The 17,409-nt window shown below is 72.8% G+C and carries 15 protein-coding genes and 1 riboswitch; of the genes, 7 read left to right on the forward strand and 8 right to left on the reverse strand.

The window, feature by feature from the left end; translation table 11 throughout:
* Positions 1-18: 18 nt before the first annotated feature.
* The gene (locus ACZ466_RS36025) at positions 19-1,176 is read right to left on the reverse strand and encodes a cysteine desulfurase family protein (RefSeq protein ID WP_378293348.1); all 1,158 of its coding nucleotides are present in this window, start codon (positions 1,174-1,176) and stop codon (positions 19-21) included.
* A 184-nt stretch (positions 1,177-1,360) separates the two neighbouring features.
* Between ACZ466_RS36025 and ctaC the strand changes: the two genes are divergently transcribed.
* From ctaC to ACZ466_RS36045, 4 genes are all read left to right on the forward strand, one after another.
* Positions 1,361-2,140 carry an aa3-type cytochrome oxidase subunit II gene (gene ctaC, locus ACZ466_RS36030; protein ID WP_378293346.1) on the forward strand — a complete coding sequence of 260 codons (780 nt, stop codon included), beginning with the start codon at positions 1,361-1,363 and terminating at the stop codon, positions 2,138-2,140.
* Positions 2,137-3,804, forward strand: coding sequence for an aa3-type cytochrome oxidase subunit I (gene ctaD / locus ACZ466_RS36035; protein WP_464041817.1), 1,668 nt, complete (start codon positions 2,137-2,139; stop codon positions 3,802-3,804). The genes ctaC and ctaD overlap by 4 nt, the downstream gene beginning before the upstream one ends.
* A 3-nt stretch (positions 3,805-3,807) precedes the next feature.
* Positions 3,808-4,218: a cytochrome c oxidase subunit 4 gene (locus ACZ466_RS36040; RefSeq protein WP_378293344.1), complete on the forward strand. Its 411-nt coding sequence runs from the start codon at positions 3,808-3,810 to the stop codon at positions 4,216-4,218.
* A gap of 112 nt (positions 4,219-4,330) precedes the next feature.
* Entirely contained in the window at positions 4,331-5,611 is a 1,281-nt protein-coding gene (locus tag ACZ466_RS36045; protein WP_378293352.1) for a L,D-transpeptidase, read from the forward strand.
* Here ACZ466_RS36045 and ACZ466_RS36050 read toward each other — a convergent pair.
* The 5 genes from ACZ466_RS36050 to ACZ466_RS36070 form a co-directional block, all read right to left on the reverse strand.
* Complete coding sequence (locus ACZ466_RS36050) at positions 5,608-6,963, reverse strand: M48 family metallopeptidase (protein ID WP_378293342.1); 1,356 nt, start codon at positions 6,961-6,963, stop codon at positions 5,608-5,610. The two genes, ACZ466_RS36045 and ACZ466_RS36050, sit on opposite strands and share 4 nt — an antisense overlap.
* The gene (locus ACZ466_RS36055; protein WP_464041819.1) at positions 6,960-8,231 is read right to left on the reverse strand and encodes an MDR/zinc-dependent alcohol dehydrogenase-like family protein; all 1,272 of its coding nucleotides are present in this window, start codon (positions 8,229-8,231) and stop codon (positions 6,960-6,962) included. Before ACZ466_RS36055 ends, ACZ466_RS36050 begins: the two co-directional genes overlap by 4 nt.
* A 38-nt stretch (positions 8,232-8,269) precedes the next feature.
* A complete protein-coding gene (locus tag ACZ466_RS36060; protein ID WP_378292977.1) occupies positions 8,270-9,043 on the reverse strand; it encodes a CHAP domain-containing protein in 774 nt (257 codons plus the stop codon).
* Between the two features lie 9 nt (positions 9,044-9,052).
* Positions 9,053-9,194, reverse strand: a riboswitch (cyclic di-AMP (ydaO/yuaA leader).
* A gap of 594 nt (positions 9,195-9,788) precedes the next feature.
* Positions 9,789-10,844: a C40 family peptidase gene (locus tag ACZ466_RS36065; protein WP_378292975.1), complete on the reverse strand. Its 1,056-nt coding sequence runs from the start codon at positions 10,842-10,844 to the stop codon at positions 9,789-9,791.
* A gap of 283 nt (positions 10,845-11,127) precedes the next feature.
* On the reverse strand, positions 11,128-12,390 hold the full coding sequence (locus ACZ466_RS36070) for an NYN domain-containing protein (protein WP_378292973.1): 1,263 nt from the start codon (positions 12,388-12,390) through the stop codon (positions 11,128-11,130).
* Between the two features lie 272 nt (positions 12,391-12,662).
* Between ACZ466_RS36070 and ACZ466_RS36075 the strand changes: the two genes are divergently transcribed.
* From ACZ466_RS36075 to ACZ466_RS36085, 3 genes are read left to right on the forward strand one after another with little or no spacing between them, the layout of a single operon-like run.
* Complete coding sequence (locus ACZ466_RS36075; protein ID WP_464041820.1) at positions 12,663-14,441, forward strand: DEDD exonuclease domain-containing protein; 1,779 nt, start codon at positions 12,663-12,665, stop codon at positions 14,439-14,441.
* Between the two features lie 51 nt (positions 14,442-14,492).
* On the forward strand, positions 14,493-15,239 hold the full coding sequence (locus ACZ466_RS36080; protein WP_378292971.1) for a rhomboid family intramembrane serine protease: 747 nt from the start codon (positions 14,493-14,495) through the stop codon (positions 15,237-15,239).
* A gap of 51 nt (positions 15,240-15,290) precedes the next feature.
* The gene (locus tag ACZ466_RS36085; protein WP_378292979.1) at positions 15,291-15,578 is read left to right on the forward strand and encodes an Lrp/AsnC family transcriptional regulator; all 288 of its coding nucleotides are present in this window, start codon (positions 15,291-15,293) and stop codon (positions 15,576-15,578) included.
* 187 nt (positions 15,579-15,765) lie between these two features.
* Here ACZ466_RS36085 and trpD read toward each other — a convergent pair whose 3' ends face one another.
* The gene (gene trpD, locus ACZ466_RS36090) at positions 15,766-16,806 is read right to left on the reverse strand and encodes an anthranilate phosphoribosyltransferase (RefSeq protein ID WP_378292969.1); all 1,041 of its coding nucleotides are present in this window, start codon (positions 16,804-16,806) and stop codon (positions 15,766-15,768) included.
* Between the two features lie 97 nt (positions 16,807-16,903).
* Positions 16,904-17,335 (reverse strand): hypothetical protein, encoded by a 432-nt coding sequence (locus tag ACZ466_RS36095; protein ID WP_378292967.1) that lies wholly within the window; start codon positions 17,333-17,335, stop codon positions 16,904-16,906.
* Between the last annotated feature and the right edge of the window lie 74 nt (positions 17,336-17,409).

Below are 17,409 nucleotides of genomic sequence, written 5' to 3' on the forward strand. Positions count from 1 at the left end.
CGTTCCTCGTCGCGTCCCTCACGGTGCGCTCACCCCCGCGGCCCGGCGCAGCCGGGCCACCGTGCGGGGGAGTACGGCGAGGAAGCGGTCGACATCGTCCGGATTCGCGCCACGCGGCAGCGATACCCGTACGTTGCCATGCGTAATCACCCCCATCGCCTCAAGGACATGACTGGGTCGCAGCGTATCCGCCGTGCACGAGCTTCCCGAGGAAACCGCGAAACCCAGTCTGTCCAGTTCGGTGAGCAGCGCCTCACCCGGGACGTACAGGCAGGAGAAGGTGACCAGGTGCGGGAGCCGCTCGACGGGGTGGCCGACGACCTCCACGTCGGGGACCAGCTCGGGCACCCGGGTCCGGATCCGGTCGACCAGCGCGAACAGGCGCGGCGCCTCCCCGGCGGCCTCGGCGGCGCGGGCCTCCAGCGCGGCGGCCGCGGCGACGGCGGACGGGACGTTCTCGAAGCCCGGGACGCGGCGGTCGCCGCGCTCGTCGTGGGGGAGCGGGGAGCGCCAGCGGTTGCCCTTGCGCACCACCAGCAGCCCCACGCCGGGCGGGCCGCCCCACTTGTGGGCGCTGGCGGCCAGGTAGGACCAGCCCCCGGGGACCGCGAGGCGCCCGGCGGACTGGGCGGCGTCCACGAACAGCGGGACGCCGGCGGCCCGGCACGCCTCGGCGGCCTCGGCGACCGGCTGCAGCGTGCCGACCTCGTGGTTGGCCGACTGGAGGCAGGCCAGCGCGGTGTCGGGACGCAGCGCGGCGGCGAAGGCGGCCGGGTCGACCCGCCCGTCCCGGTCCACGCCGACGACGGTGACCTCGCCGCCGTCGGCCTCGTGCGTCTCGGCGGCGTGCAGCACGCTGGAGTGCTCCACGGCGCCCACGACCAGATGGCGGCCGGCGCGGCGGCGGGCCTTGAGCGCGCCCAGCACGGCCAGGTGCACCGCCTGGGTGCCGGAGGTGGTGAACGACAGCTCGTCCGGGCGCACGCCGAGGACCCCGGCCGCGCGGGCGCGCGCCTCGTCCAGCATCACCCGGGCGCCGCGCGCCGCGCCGTACAGCCGCGCCGGGTCGGCCCAGCCGGACTCCAGCGCGTCCAGGAGCGCCGCGCGCGCCGCCGGATGCGGCGGCTCACTGGACGCGGCGTCGAAGTAGGCGCCCGGGACTTGGGAATCGGCCACGTCAGCACCCTAACCGGGCACCCGATCCGGGGGTTGCGGCACCCTCACGCTAATGTGTCCCCCACACACGTGTAACAACTGATCTCACCGCCCGGCAGACCGGGCTTTCTATCCGTGGGGAAGGCATTCCGTGAGTCCGACCCGCTCTGGGGAGCGGCGTGCGCCTGTGCGCGGTCGCCGCGCATTGACGAGCGCCGGCGCGCTGGGCCTGCTGGCGCTGACCGCCACCGCGTGCAGCGGCGAGGTGGCCCGCCTGGGCATGCCCGAGCCGATCAGTGACCAGGCCGAGCGCATGCTCAAGCTCTGGCAGGGGTCCTGGATCGCGGCGTTCGCCGTGGGCGCCGTGGTCTGGGGCTTGATCATCTGGGCGGTGCTTTTCCACCGCAAGCGCTCCGACGACCTGCCGCCGCAGGTGCGTTACAACATGCCGATCGAGATCCTCTACACGGCGGTCCCGTTCGTCATCATCGGTGTCCTGTTCTACTTCACGGCCCGTGACCAGAACTACGTCGAGAAGACCACCGACAACCCCTCGGTGACGATCGACGTGACCGGGTTCCAGTGGAGCTGGCAGTTCGACTACCGCGAGAAGGACGCGGCGGGCAAGGAGCGCACGGTCGCCTCGGTCGTCGGCACGCCCGTCGACCCGAACGCCACCACGGGCGCCAAGCCGGTCATGACGATCCCGGCGGGCGAGACCGTGCGCGTGCGGCTGCACGCCAACGACGTCATCCACTCGTTCTGGGTCCCGGCGCTCCTCTACAAGAAGGACGTCATGCCGGGCTACACCAACGAGTTCGAGTTCACCGCGCGCAAGACCGGGACCTACGAAGGCCGTTGCGCCGAGCTCTGCGGCGTCGACCACAGCCGGATGCTGTTCCAGCTGAAGGTCGTCTCGCCGCAGGAATACGACCAGTACATCGCCGACGCCAAGCGCAAGGCGGCAGGGGGTGCCCAGCAGTGACCACGGTCAGCGAGGCGCCGGGCGACGTGTCGGTCCCCCGGACGCGGACGAGCAAGGGGCGCATCATCGCCTCCTGGATGTCGTCCACCGACCACAAGGTGATCGGCTACCTGTACCTGATCACCTCGTTCGTGATGTTCCTGATCGGCGGCGTGCTGGCGCTGGTCATGCGGCTGGAGCTGTTCGAGCCCGGCCTGGACGTGGTGAGCAACGAGCAGTTCAACCAGCTGTTCACCATGCACGGCACCATCATGCTGCTGATGTTCGCGACCCCGCTGTTCGCCGGGTTCGCCAACGTCATCATGCCGCTGCAGATCGGCGCGCCGGACGTGGCGTTCCCGCGGATGAACATGCTGGCGTACTGGCTGTTCCTGTTCGGCAGCCTGATCGTGATCGCCGGCTTCCTGACCCCGGGCGGCGCCGCCAGCTTCGGCTGGTTCGCCTACGCGCCGCTGTCGGACGCGGTGCGCTCGCCGGGCGTCGGCGGCGACATGTGGGTGATGGGCCTGGCCATGTCGGGCTTCGGCACCATCATGGGCGCGGTCAACTTCATCACCACGATCCTGTGCATGCGGGCGCCGGGCATGACGATGTTCCGGATGCCGATCTTCACCTGGAACATCCTGCTGACCTCCATCCTGGTGCTGCTGGCCTTCCCCGTGCTCGCGGCGGCGCTGCTGGCGCTGGAGGCCGACCGCAAGCTCGGCGCGCACGTGTTCGACGCCGCGCACGGCGGGGCCCTGCTGTGGCAGCACCTGTTCTGGTTCTTCGGGCATCCGGAGGTCTATATCATCGCGTTGCCCTTCTTCGGCATCGTGACCGAGATCTTCCCGGTGTTCAGCCGCAAGCCGGTGTTCGGCTACATCGGCCTGGTGTTCGCCACCATCTCCATCGCGGGCCTGTCGGTCACCGTGTGGGCGCACCACATGTTCGTCACCGGCCAGGTGCTGCTGCCGTTCTTCTCCTTCATGACGTTCCTCATCGCGGTGCCCACAGGAGTGAAATTCTTCAACTGGGTCGGAACGATATGGAGAGGGCAACTAACGTTCGAGTCACCGATGCTGTGGTCGATCGGCTTCCTGGTGACGTTCCTGTTCGGCGGGCTGACCGGCGTCATCCTCGCCTCGCCGCCGATGGACTTCCAGCTGTCGGACTCCTACTTCGTCGTGGCGCACTTCCACTACGTCGTGTTCGGCACGGTGGTGTTCGCGATGTTCGCCGGCTTCTACTTCTGGTGGCCGAAGTGGACCGGGAAGATGCTGAACGACCGGCTGGGCAAGGTGCACTTCTGGCTGCTGTTCATCGGCTTCCACGGCACCTTCCTCATCCAGCACTGGCTGGGCGCCGCGGGCATGCCCCGGCGGTACGCCGACTACGCCAGCGAGTTCACCGGGATGAACCAGGTGTCGTCGGTGTTCTCCCTGCTGCTGGGCCTGTCGATGCTGCCGTTCTTCTACAACGTCTACATCACCGCCAAGAAGGGCAAGCGGGTCACCGTGGACGACCCGTGGGGGTACGGCGCGTCCCTGGAATGGGCGACGTCCTGCCCGCCGCCGCGGCACAACTTCAACTCGATCCCGCGGATCCGCTCCGAGCGCCCGGCGTTCGACCTGCACCACCCGCACGTCGGCGCCAAGGGCGAGCTCACCGGGACGAAGGGCTAGGCGATGCGCGTTCAGGCGTTCATGTTCTACGGGTGCGCGGTCTTCTTCCTCGCCACCGACGTCGTCTACTGGATGTGGTCCAAGGACTGGACGGGCACCACGGCGCTCGCCCTGTCCGTCGGCCTGGCCGGGCTGATCGGGTTCTACATCCACTTCACCGTCCGGCGCCTGGAGAAGGGCAACGGCGGGCCGCTGTACGAGGACGACCCCGAGGGCGACATCGCGGACGCGGCCGGCGAGCTGGGCTTCTTCAGCCCGCACAGCTGGTGGCCGCTGTACGTGGCGCTGTCGGCCGCGGCCGTGGCGCTCGGCGTGGTGTTCGGCTGGTGGCTGGTGATCCTCGGCGCGACCGCCGCGATCATGACCACCATCGGGCTGGTGTTCGAGTACTACCGGGGCCACTTCTCGCACTGAGCCCCGGCGCCCGCCCGTAGCGAACTCGCCCGTAAACGGTAAAGGATCACTCAGAGGGCCGGTGCCCGCGAATCTCGCGGGTACCGGCCCTTTCATGATGATCGCGTTGAATATGCGCCCAAAGGCCGATGGGCGCTTCGGGATCGAGGCCCGCGCGGCGGCGGTGGGCCTGGCGGCGGCGGTGGTGGGCGCGGGAGCCGCGGGCTGCACCTCCGGCGCCGACACGATGGTGACCGGTGCGGACGCGGTCACCGTGGCGGTCAGCCCCGCGCAGGGCGCGCAGCGGCCGCGGCCGGACAGCCCGATCGCGGTGCAGGCGCGGCAGGGGACGATCGAGAACGTCACCGTCTTCACCAAGGGCGAGCCGGTCGAGGGCGCGTTGAGCGCCGACCGCACGCAGTGGCGCTCGCGGTGGGCGCTGCGTCCGGGCACCGAGTACCGGGTGGCGGCCACCGCGCTCGGCCGCGACGGGAGGACCCGCACGGTCGCCAGCCGGTTCACCACGGCCAAGGCGGACCGGACGGTCGGCGTGACCTTCGAGGGGCCGAGCGACAAGGAGGTCGTCGGTGTCGGGATGCCCATCGTCATGAACTTCGAGAGCGAGGTGTCCGACCGGGCGGCGGTGGAGCGGGCGCTGGAGGTCCGCTCCAGCAGACCGGTCGAGGGGGCCTGGCACTGGTTCGACAATCAGACGGTGGTGTTCCGTACCAGGAACTTCTGGCCGCGCCACACCGACGTGGCCTTCCGCGCGCACCTGAGCGGCGTGGCGGTGGCCAAGGGCGTGTACGGGGGGAAGGACCACGCGGTGAGGTTCCGCGTGGGGGACGAGCGGATCAGCACCGCCAGCGAGGACAAGCACCAGATGGTGGTGAGGGAGAACGGCAGGGTCGTCCGGAAGATGCCCATCAGCATGGGGCGGGGCGGCGTCCGCAAGTACACCACCACCAACGGCATGCACCTGACGATGGACAAGGGCAACCCGGTCACCATGACCTCGTCCTGGGAGGGCATCGGGCCCGGCTCGGCCGGCTACTACAGCCTGACCGTCGACAACGCGGTCCGGATCTCCGACAGCGGCGAGTACGTGCACAGCGCGCCGTGGTCGGTGGGGTCGCAGGGCAGCTCCAACGTCAGCCACGGCTGCATCAACACCAGCCCGTCGCACGCGCGCTGGTTCTACGAGTTCTCCCAGCGCGGCGACCCGTTCGAGGTGACGGGCAGCAGCCGCGAGCTGGAGCCGGACAACGGCTGGGGCTACTGGCAGATGAACTGGAAGAACTGGGTGCAGGGCAGCGCGCTCAAGCAGTCGATGCGGATCGGCCCGCAGGGCGGCGTCGGCCTTCCCGCCCAGCACGCCTCGCCGGGGGCCGTGGCCGAGGAGCAGCGCCCCTAGCGCCGCTGCGGGGGAGGTTCCGGGACGCCGTGCAGGCGGGCCCAGTCGCGGGCCAGGGCGATGCGTTCGGGCGCCGACGGGTGCGTCATGTAGAGGACGCGTTCGAGCATGTCGGGCCGCAGGTCGGAGATGTTGCGGACGGACAGCTCGTGCTGCATCGACGCGAACGTGGCGGGATCGCGCGTGAGGTCGAGGGAGTGCGCGTCGGCGCGCGCCTCGATCTGTCGGCTGATGAGGTTCTGGACGGGCCCGCCGAGCTGCATCCCCACCGTCACCAGCGCGATCAGCAGGGCCACCGACCGGGGGTCGCCGGTCGCGCCCCCCGGCGGGCCGGCGCCGCCGCCGGGCCCCGGGACGACGCCCGCGCGGCGCAGCAGGCGCGGTGAGCCGAGCAGCAGGTGGAGCAGGCAGACGGCCGCGGAGACGCCCAGCGCGCCGATCAGCGTCCCGTAGAGCACGTCGGCGTGCTTGGCGTGACCGAGCTCGTGCGCCACGATCGCCTCGACGCGCGGGGCCGGGGTGGACTTCAGCAGCGTGTCGTACACGACGATGCGGCGGGTCGAGCCGAAGCCGGACACGTAGGCGTTCAGCGCGGTCGTGCGGCGGGACGCGTCGGCGACCAGGACGTCCTTGACCGGGACGCCGTCGCGTTCGGCCATCGCGAGCAGGTCGGTGCGCAGCCGGCTCTGCGGCAGCGAGTGGAACTTGTTGAAGACCGGCTCGAACACGACCGGGTAGAGGAACGACAGCGCCACCACCAGGACGAAGCCCCCGGCCGCCGCGCCCGTCCACCAGTAGCGCGGGAACCGGCGCAGCGCCCAGTAGAGCAGGACCAGCGCGAGCGTCCACACGACCCAGGTGACGCCGAGCGACTTGGCCTGGTCGACGAGCCAGGACGGCCAGGACTGCGTGGACAGTCCGTACCGGCGCAGGATGGCCTCGCCCCAGACGGAGAACGGCAGCGCGGCCAGGCGCAGCAGCGTGGTGAGCACCACGGCCGCCACCGCCACCCGCAGCGGCCAGCGGCGCACCCGCGCGGTCGTCCACGCGATGAACCGGGAGCCGAGCGGGGTCAGGCCCAGCACGAGCACCAGGGCCAGTCCCGTGACCAGGCTGGTGTAGGCGCGCGGCGCGAGCGCGGCGTCGAACGCGCGCGACCGGGCGATCTCGGCGGCGCTGAAGTCGCGGGCCGGGTCCACCGGCGCGGCGCCGCCCGGCACGTGGCCGGGCATCGGGTTCCACGGCGTGGTGAACGCCAGGACCGCGCCGACGGCGGCGAACAGCACCACCGCCGCGACCGCGGCCGCCCGCCGCGAACGCCGGTCGGCCGCCTGCCCGGGCTCGGCGCTCATCGCAGTTCCCTCCGCAGGTAGTCACGCCAGCCGGCGGTGAAACGGGCCGGGCTGACGCCCAGCACCTCGCGCAGCGCCGCGGTCTCGGAACGCCGTCCCGCCGTCCGGTAGAGCCGGACCAGTCTCGCCTCACCGTACCGCTCGGCGATCATCCGGCAGGCCAGCCAGGCCTCCTGGTAGGACTGCGAGAGCCGGCCCGAGGCGCCGTCGAAGGCGGCCCGGCCCGGAAGGGCGGCGGGCAGCCGCCCGGCGGCGACCTCGCGCGCCAGCTCGCGCGCGGCCGACCGCACGGCGACGTCCCGGCCGTGGTAGCCGACGTGGTCGGCGAAGCCCTCGATGAGCCAGAGCGGGGTGCGGCCGTCGCGGGCGCCGCCGGTGGCGACATGCGTCAGCTCGTGCGTCAGGACGACGTCGCGCCCCAGGTCGTTGAGGCGGCCGAAGACGCCGGGGGCGATGACGATCCGGTCCGCCCCCGGTCCGCCGGACGTGGGCGCGACGGTGGCAAGCGCGGCGATCTCCGCCAGGTCGCGGTCGCCTCCCGCCAGCGCCCCGGCGCGCCGGTCGTCGCCCGGCACCAGCGCGACCACCCGGTCCCGCCAGCCGCGGACGGCCGCCGCGCCGGTCAGCCGCGCGACGGTGGGCACGGCGGCGTCCAGGCGGCGGGCGATCCCGGCCAGGCCGGGCGCGTCGCCGGCCACCAGCGCGGTGCGGCCGCGCACCACGGTGAGCGGCCCGCCGTCCCAGATCTCGGGGTCGTCGGTGCGGCCGCGGGACGTGCCGTCGCCGGTGATCGTCCAGGTGCCGGAGCGGGGCGCGAACGCCAGGTGCCGGGTGCGCCGCAGCGGGTCGTCGTCGTGGCCGCGCAGCCGGTAGCCCACCGTGGTCTGGACGAGCGCGGCGCCCCCGGTGGTGGAGACCACCCGCTCGAACCGCTCCCGCCACCCTTCCAGAGGCAGCTTGAGCAGGTTGTCGAACATCGCGGCCTGGGCCTGCCGGTACGGCGCGGGCGCGGCCGCGACCGTGGCCATGAACGCGGTGCGGTCGCGGTCGCGTACGGCGCGGGCACGGTTGGCCAGGACGGCGGCGACCGCGTTCGGGTCGGGCTGCCCGACATCGGGGCCGTCCGTACCGGCCGGGCGCCCGCCGGTCTCTTCGGAGGTGGCGGCGGTGAGGGCCGCGCCGCCGCCCAGGGCGCAGACGGCGGAGCCCGCGGCGATGGCCACCAGGGCCTTCCGCCGCGGGACTCCGCGTGCGCGCTGGGCTTCCATGCGCGAGATCCTATGTGCGCGGGCGCGCGGGCCTATCCCTAGGACTTGGCGTACTCGGGGTAGCCGTAGCCGACGATGGAGCCGGTGGACCGCTCGCGGACCATGACCGCGTTGCTGGTGTTGCCCTCCACGGTCTTCACCGTGCCGTCGCCGTTGTCCTTGATGACCATCCCGACGTGCACGATGTCGTTGACGTCCTTGCTGCCGCCCCAGTTGAAGAAGACGATGGCGCCCGGCCGGGGCTCGGTGCCCCAGCGGTCGTGGTCCTTGAACCACTCGGCGTGCGCGACCGTCCAGGCGTCCATGCCGAGCTGGTCGCTGAGGCCGATCCGGTCGCCGATCCAGGAGATGAACATGCTGCACCACGCGGCGTCGCTGTAGCCCTCGAGGGAGCCTCCGTCGCGCGCCACGGTCTCCTTGGCGCGGTCGGTCGACTTGTACCAGTCCTGGAACTTGGTCTCGCCGCCGCCGTCCTCGGAGATGCCGACCTGCTCGCGGGCCAGCCTGATGGCGTCCTGCGCCGTGGGCCTCTCGCGCTTGGCGGCCTTGGCCTTGGCGGAGCTGGAGGACGACGACGAGGACGACGACTCGGACGCCTTCTCGGCGCCCTTCCGGGTCTCGGGCTCGGTCCTGCTCTCCGCGCCCGCGGCCATCATGGCGGCGGACCGCTGGGGGGACGGGCCGCCCGTGTCGTTGAGCGACGCCTGGGCGGTGGCGGCGGCGAGGCCGACCACGACGGCTCCGGCGACGAGACGACCGGTGATACGGAGGGTGATGCTCGGGGGTTGGGGCGTGCGATGCTTTCCTGCCACTGCGGGAACTCCTCAGCTTCCATGCCGCCTGCCGGGTTAGCTGACGGGTTCGGGCGTGGAAGCTGCCCTACGGCCTGGTGAGAGGCCGATTCACCCCGGATGGGACGTGGGTCCCCGGCTCCGCTTCTCGCGGACTCGGCGGTGGGCGCCCGTCGTACGGGCACCCTGTTTTCGGGATCGGTCAGGTCACCCGGTGCGCACGCGCACCCGGGCGGGTCGAAGGGTTGGGAGGGCGTGGCCGCCCAGAGCTCCTCGTGAACAAGGGGGTCGGGCGTCACGAGGGCAGGGGTCGGGCGGCCACGCCGTGCTTATGGGGGGCGACCCGTGATCGGGTCTCGCCCGCGGCCAGGGCCCGATGGGGGGACCGCCGTGACGCGCTCTCAGCGCCCATGCGCGCCGAACATGCGCTCACGGTGCGGCCGGGCCGGCCGTTGGGAAAGGACGCGGCACCTGGACGGGGCCGAGTCGGGGGTCGGCACCTGGAGGGCGCCGGAGCGGGGACGACACCTGGGGGGTGCCGCAGGGCCCGGGGCGGACATGCCGCGCGGGGCCGGGCGACGCCTGGGGGGCGCCGGAATGGGACACAACATAGCAAAGGTCGACGAGAAGGCAAATAGGGGACAAAAAGCCGCCGGACCAGGAATAACCCGGTCCGGCGGCGAAGCCCTGCTATGGATCTTGTGACGGCGCGTGCGCCGACCGCTACGGAGGCCCTGCCGCACCGGGGGTGCGGCGGGCCGGCGCGTCAGGGACGCCCGGCCCCGAAGTAGTTCGACAGGTAGTAGCCCGAGGTGATGCTCACGACCTCGACGTTCTTGCCGGTCCGCGGGGCGTGGATCATCTTGCCGCCGCCCACGAACAGGCCGACGTGGCCGAGGTTGTTGAAGAACACCAGGTCGCCCGGCTGCAGCGCGCTCTTGGCGACCCGCTTGGTGGCCGCGTACTGCGAGTTGGTCGTCCGGGTGATGCCGACGCCCGCCGCGCCCCACGACTTCATCGTGAGCCCGGAGCAGTCGTAGGAGCTCGGGCCCGCCGCGCCGTAGGAGTACGGCTTGCCGAGCTGGGCGTAGGCGAAGTTGAGCGCGACCCGCGCCGAGCCGCTGGCCGGGCCGGTGTAGCTGCCGCCCGTCCCCCCGCCCGAGGAGGTCGTCTCGCCGAGCTGGGCCAGCAGCTTCTTCTGCTTCTGGACGCCCTTCTCGACCTCGGCCTTCTGCGCCTTCAGGTCCTTGGCCTGCTTGGCCACCTCGTCGTAGGCGGCCTTGGCCTGCGCCTGCTCGCGCCGCAGCCGCTGCGCCGACCCCAGGAACTGGGCCAGCTCGGAGCTGCGGTTGCGGGACAGGTGCTCGAAGACCGCGGCCTGGTCGAGCACGGCCTGCGGGTTGTCGGCGCCGACGAAGCCGGCCACGTCACCGGTGTTGCCCGCCTTGTACGCGGCGGCCGCCATCTGGGCGATCTTTCCCTGGAGCTCGTTGAAGGTGGTCAGCTCCTCCTTGCCCGCCTTCTGCGTCGCCTGCCACTTCTTCTTGGCGACCTTGAGCTTCTCCTGCACCTGGTTGTACTTCTCGACCAGCTGCTCCACCTGCTCGTTGAGCTTGGTGAGCTTCTTGCGGGCCTCCGCCGCGCTGGGGCGCGGGTCGGCGTGCGCCGCGGTCGCGGGAAGCACGGTGACGGGAACGGTGAGCGAGGCCGTCACGGCGAGACAGACGGTCGCCGTGAGCCTGCGGGAGCCGCCGCGTCCTGTGTGTGCGCCCGGGCGGCCGCGCTGCGGCAGGGGGCCCGCCCCGGTGAGATCACTGGCCACGATCCGTTGTGCCCCTCTCGGTCCACGATGTCAGCGGACGACATTAGCGAGGGGCCACACCTGCCACAACCGAATCGTTGGTCTTTGACGCAGTAATTCGGACTTTACGCACACTCGGTGAGATAAAGATCACGAGGCGCTGTCGACACCGGTCCGCCCGTCACCGCCCGCACCGGCGGCGCCACCGGGCGCAGCGGCGCCGCCTCCCGGCACCCCGGGACGGGAACAGAACGCGTGAGAGCCGCGAGGACGCCGAAACAGCAGGTCAGGGCACCTGGATGACCTAGGTGCGGCCCAGACGGCGCAGCAGCAGCGTGGAGGGCGCGGGACGGGCGTTGGCGCGGCGGGCGGCGTCGGCCACCTCGCGGTCGGAGGAGACCACCACGACCGCGCGGCCGGGCGGCTCGGCCCGCACCAGCTCCCCGATCAGCTCGTCGGCGGTCTGCCCCGGCTGGCTGAACAGCACCCGCACCCCGCGCGGCGCCGGGATCGCCACCGGGGCGTCCAGGTCCGCCCCGTCGAACACGCACGTGACCTCGGCCCGCGTCTGCGCCGCCAGCCCGCCCAGCCCCGACAGCAGCCGGTTGCGCTGGTCGGCCAGCGGCAGCTCGCCGTAGCCGGACTTGGTGACGTTGTAGCCGTCCACCACCAGATGCACCTGCGGGAGGGTCAGCAGCCGCTCCAGCAGCTGCGGATCCTGGTCCGACAGCGCCCGCCCCGGCAGCGCGCGATGCGCCAGCCGGTCGGGCTCCACCCCGGCCACCGCGTCCGCCGGGCGCTCGATCGTCGACGGCAGCGCCAGCTCGCGGCGCACGCCCTGCGCCGCGTCCACCAGCGTGTCCAGCAGCATCCGCAGCCGCACGTCGTCGACGTTGCGGCCCTCCCGGGACGCGCGCCGGGCCGCCTCGGCGTCGGTCTCCGCCCGCGCCAGCCGACCGCGCAGCCTGCGCATCTCCTTGTCGGCCGCCGCGGTGCCCTCGCGCGCCGCGGCCAGCTCCCGCTCCGTCTCCGCCGCCAGCGCCTCGGCCCGCTCCTGCGCCGCCCTCGCCCGGGTACGGGCATCGTGCAGCTTGCGGCGCAGCTCGGCCACCTCGGTCTTGGTGTCGCGCAGCTCCGCGCGCAGCCGCTCCACCTCGGCGGACCGGGCCGCACGGGCCACCGCCAGCTCCTCGCGCAGCTCGGCGATGCGCCGCTCGGCCGCCTCGCCCTCCGACACGCTCGCCGACCGCTCCAGCTCGGCGCGGGCGGCCTCCACCAGCCGGATCCAGCCCTCGGGACGCAGCAGGTAGGCGATCACCGCCACCTTCACCGGATCGGCCGCCGGCGGCACCGGGCCCTGCTCCACCGCCTCCACCAGGTCGGGCTGCGCCTCCCGCAGCGGCGCCGCCACCCGCCGCCGGAACCCGGCGTCCTTCTCCAGCTGCGCGGCGATGTGCTGCCCGGCCAGCTTGGCCCGCTTGCGGCGCTCGAACCGCGCGAAGCGGCGCAGCGGCAGCGGCACCTCCTCGGCGGGCAGCGCACCGATCAGCTCAGCGGCCGTCTCCACCACGCCCACCCGGACCGCCTCGGGGAGGGGGCGGGGCAGGCGCTCCTCCGCTTCCGGGCCGCTGTCGATGATCCCGCTCCTTCCGGGCCGTGCCGTCGGTGCGATCGGTTTTCCCGGGTGACACACACCTTAACCAGGGCAAACGCGTGATCAGCCGGTCCCGGCGGGAGCCTCGCGGGACGCCGTCGGCGCCCCCGCCCGCGACGTTCCCCGGGGTGCCCCCCACCCTAGCGGCCCTCGGTCTGTCGGTGGCGTGCTCTACGGTCGCCGCCATGACGGCTGCGCATTCGGACAGCCCGCTGGCGCACGGCGTCCAGGGCACCCTCGACGACCTGGGCACCCCCCTGGCCGAGGTCACCTTCGTGGTGGTCGACCTGGAGACCACCGGGGGCTCGCCCGCCGACTCCGCCATCACCGAGATCGGCGCCGTCAAGGTCCGCGGCGGCGCCGACCTCGGGCAGTTCGGCACCCTCGTCGACCCCGGCGGCGCCATCCCGCCGTTCATCACCGCGCTCACCGGCATCACCCAGGCCATGGTCACCGCCGCGCCCCGCATCGACTCGGTGCTCCCGTCGTTCCTGGAGTTCGCCCGCGGCTGCGTGCTCGTCGCCCACAACGCCCGCTTCGACATCGGCTTCCTCAAGGCCGCCTGCGCCGCCCAGGGCCACGCCTGGCCCGCCTTCCCCGTCATCGACACCGTCGACCTCGCCCGCCGCGTCCTGAACCGCGACGAGGTGCCCAACGTCAAGCTGGAGACCCTCGCCCGGTTCTTCCGCACCGCCACCCGGCCCTGCCACCGCGCTCTCGCCGACGCCCGCGCCACCGTCGACGTCCTGCACGGCCTCATCGAACGGCTCGGCTCCTTCGGCGTCACCTCCCTCGAAGAGCTGCGCGGCTTCGCCAAGGCCCCCACCCCCGAGCAGCGCCGCAAACGCCACCTCGCCGACGCCGTCCCCAGCGCACCCGGCGTCTACGTGTTCGAGGACGCCCGCGGCGAGGCCCTCTACATCGGCAAGAGCGGCGACCTGCGCAGCCGCGTCCGCAGCTACTTCACCGGCTCGGAGACCCGCCACCGCGTCCGCGAGATGGTCGGCCTCGCCGAACGCGTCCGCACCATCGAGTGCGCCACCGGCCTGGAGGCCGAGATCCGCGAACTCCGCCTCATCGCCGAGCACAAACCCCGCTACAACCGCCGCTCCAAGTTCCCCGAGCGGGTCATGTGGCTCAAGCTGACCGTCGAACCCTTCCCCCGGCTGTCCATCGTCCGCGAATGCCGCGACGACGGCGCCGCCTACCTCGGCCCCCTCTCCTCACGGCGGCAGGCCGAAGAGGCCCGCGCCGCCATGCACGAGGCCATCCCGCTGCGCCAGTGCACCCAGCGCCTCACCCCCCGCCTCATCGAACGCGGCCGCGCCCGCACCTGCGCGCTCGGCGACATCGGCCGCTGCGGCGCCCCCTGCGAGGCCCGCGAGTCCGCCGACGCCTACGAGGTCCACGTCACCTCCGCGCGCTCGGTCCTGGCCGGCGACGTGCGCCCCGTGGTCGCCGCCGCCCGCGTCCGCATCGACCGGCTGGCCGCCGGCCAGCGCTACGAGGAGGCCGCCCTGCAGCGCGACCGGCTCGCCGCGTTCGTCCGCGCCGCCGCCCGCGGCCAGCGGCTCGGCGCCCTGGCCGGCTGCCCCCAGGTCGTCGCCGCCCGGCCCGCCTTCGACGGCGGCTGGGAGCTGGCCGTCGTCCGGCACGGCCGCCTCGCCGCCGCCGGCACCATCCCGCCCCACGCCCACCCCCGCCCCTACGTCGACGCCCTCATCGCCACCGCCGAGACCGTCTTCCCCTGGTCGGTCACCACCGGCGCCCCCGGCGGCGCCGCCGCGGCCGAAGAGATGGAATGCATCCTGCGCTGGATGGACTCGCCCGGCATCCGCCCCGTCGAGGTCGAGGGCACCTGGACCAGCCCCGTCCACGGCGCCGAACGGCTGCGCGAATGGATCGACAACGCCTACGCCGCCCACGAGCCCGGCGAGTCCCGCTCCGGCCGCCCACTAAGGTGACGGGAGAAACCCGGCAATCACCCCCAGGCTCTGCACAAGGACCTCCTCCTCATGGCCCTGCCGCTCTACGACAGCCAGCCCGCCCGGCGGGTCCCGTGGGTGACCTACCTCCTGGTGGCCGCCAACGTGGTGGTCTTCCTGCTCACCCCCATGGCCAACTTCTCCACCTGGTACGGGGAGGGCAAGGCCCGCGAGTGCAGCGCCGCCCGCTTCGCCTTCGAGCACGGTGCCGTCCCCAAGGAGCTCACCACCGGCCGGCAGCAGCCGCTCCCCGCCGAGATCGTCCGCCAGTGCGGTGAGGACTCCTACGACAAGACGCCCTGGTTCTCGGCCTTCACCTCGATGTTCCTGCACTCGGGCGCGCTGCACCTGCTCGGCAACCTGATCGCCCTCTTCGTCGTCGGCATGGGCGTCGAGGACCGCCTCGGACGGCTGCGCTACCTGCTGTCCTACCTCGTCTTCGGCCTCGTCGCCGTCTACGGCTTCGCCTACGTCTCCCCGGACTCCACCACGCCGCTGATCGGCGCCTCCGGCGCCATCGCCGGCGTCCTCGGCGCCTACCTCATCCTCAACCCGCGCGGCCGCATCGTCAGCCTCGTCCCGCCCGTCGTCATCCGGCTCCCCGTCTGGGTCGTCCTCGGCTACTGGTTCGTCATCCAGTGGCTCTCCCTCGGCGACGAGGAGAGCAACGTCGCCTACGTCGCCCACATCGCCGGCTTCGTCGCCGGCGTCGCCTTCGCCGTCCTCGCCCGCCGGGCCGGCCCCTCCCGCCGCCTGGCCGCCCTGAGCAGCGGCTGACCCCGGTAGAGTCGATCACGCCACCGCGTTGCCGACATGGGGGAGGGTGCCGTGGTCACCGCGATCGTCCTGGTGAAAGCCGACGTGGCGCGCATCCACGAGGTCGCCGAGAGCATCGCCGCCCTCGACGGCGTCAGCGAGGTCTACTCCATCACCGGCGAGTACGACCTCATCGCCATGATCCGCGTCCACCGCCACGACGAGCTCAACGACGTCATCCCCGGCCGCCTCAACAAGGTCCCCGGCATCCGCGACACCGAGACCCACATCGCCTTCAGGACCTACTCCAGGCACGACCTGGACGCCGCCTTCGCCCTGGGCCTCCCCGACGCGGATTAATCGTGGAGGGGCGACCCTCCACACCACCCGGTACGGCGCGAAGCGCCTCCTTCGCTCGCCTGGGGGCTCGCTACGGACCCGCTCCCCGCCGCCTGCCCGTCCCTCCACTCCGCTGGCGCTCCGCTCCGGGCCGGACAGTTTTCGCGGTCGCCGTTGCGGTCGCTGCGGGGCTGGGGAGGGCCTCCTTTTAGACGTTGCTCTGCTTGACCCAGGCGTCGAGTTTGGCGGCGGCCTTGCCCTCGTCCACGGCTTCGGCGGCGCGGGTGTAGGCGGCGCCCAGGGCGTCGGTGAGGGTTTCGGGGGTGGGGGCGCCGTCGTAGGCGACCATCAGGGCGGCGGCGTTCAGGAGCGTCATGTCGCGGACGGGGCCGGGTTCGCCGGCGAAGACGGCGCGGGCGACGCGGGCGTTGAAGGGGGCGTCGGCGCCGCGCAGGTCGTCCGGGGCGGCGGGCGGGATGCCCAGGTCGGCGGGGTCGAAGGTGGTCTGGGTGGCGGCGCCGTCGCGGACGACCCACACGGTGGAGGTGCCGGTGGTGGTGAGCTCGTCCAGGCCGTCGTCGCCGCGGAAGACCAGGGACGAGCAGCCGCGCTCGGCGAAGACCCCGGCGATCACGCCCGCCATGCGGGGGTGGAACACGCCCACGGCCTGGGTGGCGGTGCGGGCGGGGTTGGTGAGCGGGCCCAGGAAGTTGAAGACGGTGGGGGTGCCCAGCTCGCTGCGGGTGCGGCCCGCGTGCTTCAGCGCCGGGTGGTAGATGGGCGCGAAGCAGAAGGTGATGCCCACCTCCTCGGCGACCTCGGCGGCGCGTTCGGGCGGCAGGGTGATCGCGACGCCCAGCTCCTCAAGGAGGTCGGCGGCGCCGCAGGACGACGAGGCGGCGCGGTTGCCGTGCTTGACGACCTTCACGCCGGCGGCCGCCGCGACCACGGCGGCCATGGTGGAGATGTTGACGGTGTGGGCCCGGTCGCCGCCGGTGCCGACCAGGTCGCCGAGCCGGCCGGGGATCTCGATCGGGGTGGCGTTGGCCATCATGCCCTCGGCCAGGCCCGCCACCTCGGCGACCGTCTCGCCCTTGGCGCGCATCGCGACGGCGAAGCCCGCGATCTGGGCGTCGGTGGCCTCCCCGGCCATGATCTGGTTCATCGCCCAGGCGGTCTCGGCCCTGGACAGCGAGTCGCCGTCGAGCAGGGCGTTGAGCAGCGCCGGCCAGGTGGTGCGCGCATCCATGAATTCCCCCAGGTTGCGATGGGTCCGAGGGGATGCGCGGGGGCCGGCCGCCCCCTCAGGCCCGGGGGGCTCGCCCCCGCCTCCCCGGCGAGCAGGACTACAGAGCCGGAAGGCGGTTCTCCGTGCGCCAGCGCATGAGGTCGGCGACGGCACCGGCCAGGGCCATCGGGTCCAGGGGCAGGCCGACCACCTTGTCGGCGCGCGACCAGGTCGCCAGCCAGCCGTCGTCGCGGCGGGCGATGATCGCGAGCACCGGCGGGCAGTCGTACACCTCGTCCTTGGCCTGGCGGCACACGCCCAGGCCGCCCGCGGGCTGCGCCTCGCCGTCCACCACGACCACGTCGACGCCCCCCTGGTCCAGCCGCTCCACCACGGCGGGCTGGGTGGCGCGCTCCACGAACTCCACCCGCGGCAGGTCGGCGGCGGGCCGGCGGCCGATGGCGAGCCGGATCTGGGCGCGGGTGTCGGCGTCGTCGCTGTAGATGAGAACCGTCATGGGGTTCTCGGCGCTGTCCGGGGCGGTGCTCATGGCTGAGAAGGTTACCCGGCCGGTGCGGGTCCGGGCACGTCCGCCCGGCCGATGATCTCCGTGGCCGTTCCGTG

Source organism: Actinomadura rugatobispora (genome assembly GCF_055379765.1).

Coding starts and splice junctions, on each gene's coding strand:
- ACZ466_RS36080 (WP_378292971.1), top strand. CDS start 14,493: ATGGCCCTGCCGCTCTACGACAGCCAGCCCGCCCGGCGGGTCCCGTGG.
- ACZ466_RS36045 (WP_378293352.1), top strand. CDS start 4,331: ATGCGCCCAAAGGCCGATGGGCGCTTCGGGATCGAGGCCCGCGCGGCG.
- ACZ466_RS36050 (WP_378293342.1), bottom strand. CDS start 6,963: ATGAGCGCCGAGCCCGGGCAGGCGGCCGACCGGCGTTCGCGGCGGGCG.
- ACZ466_RS36055 (WP_464041819.1), bottom strand. CDS start 8,231: ATGGAAGCCCAGCGCGCACGCGGAGTCCCGCGGCGGAAGGCCCTGGTG.
- ACZ466_RS36040 (WP_378293344.1), top strand. CDS start 3,808: ATGCGCGTTCAGGCGTTCATGTTCTACGGGTGCGCGGTCTTCTTCCTC.
- trpD (WP_378292969.1), bottom strand. CDS start 16,806: ATGGATGCGCGCACCACCTGGCCGGCGCTGCTCAACGCCCTGCTCGAC.
- ACZ466_RS36075 (WP_464041820.1), top strand. CDS start 12,663: ATGACGGCTGCGCATTCGGACAGCCCGCTGGCGCACGGCGTCCAGGGC.
- ACZ466_RS36095 (WP_378292967.1), bottom strand. CDS start 17,335: ATGAGCACCGCCCCGGACAGCGCCGAGAACCCCATGACGGTTCTCATC.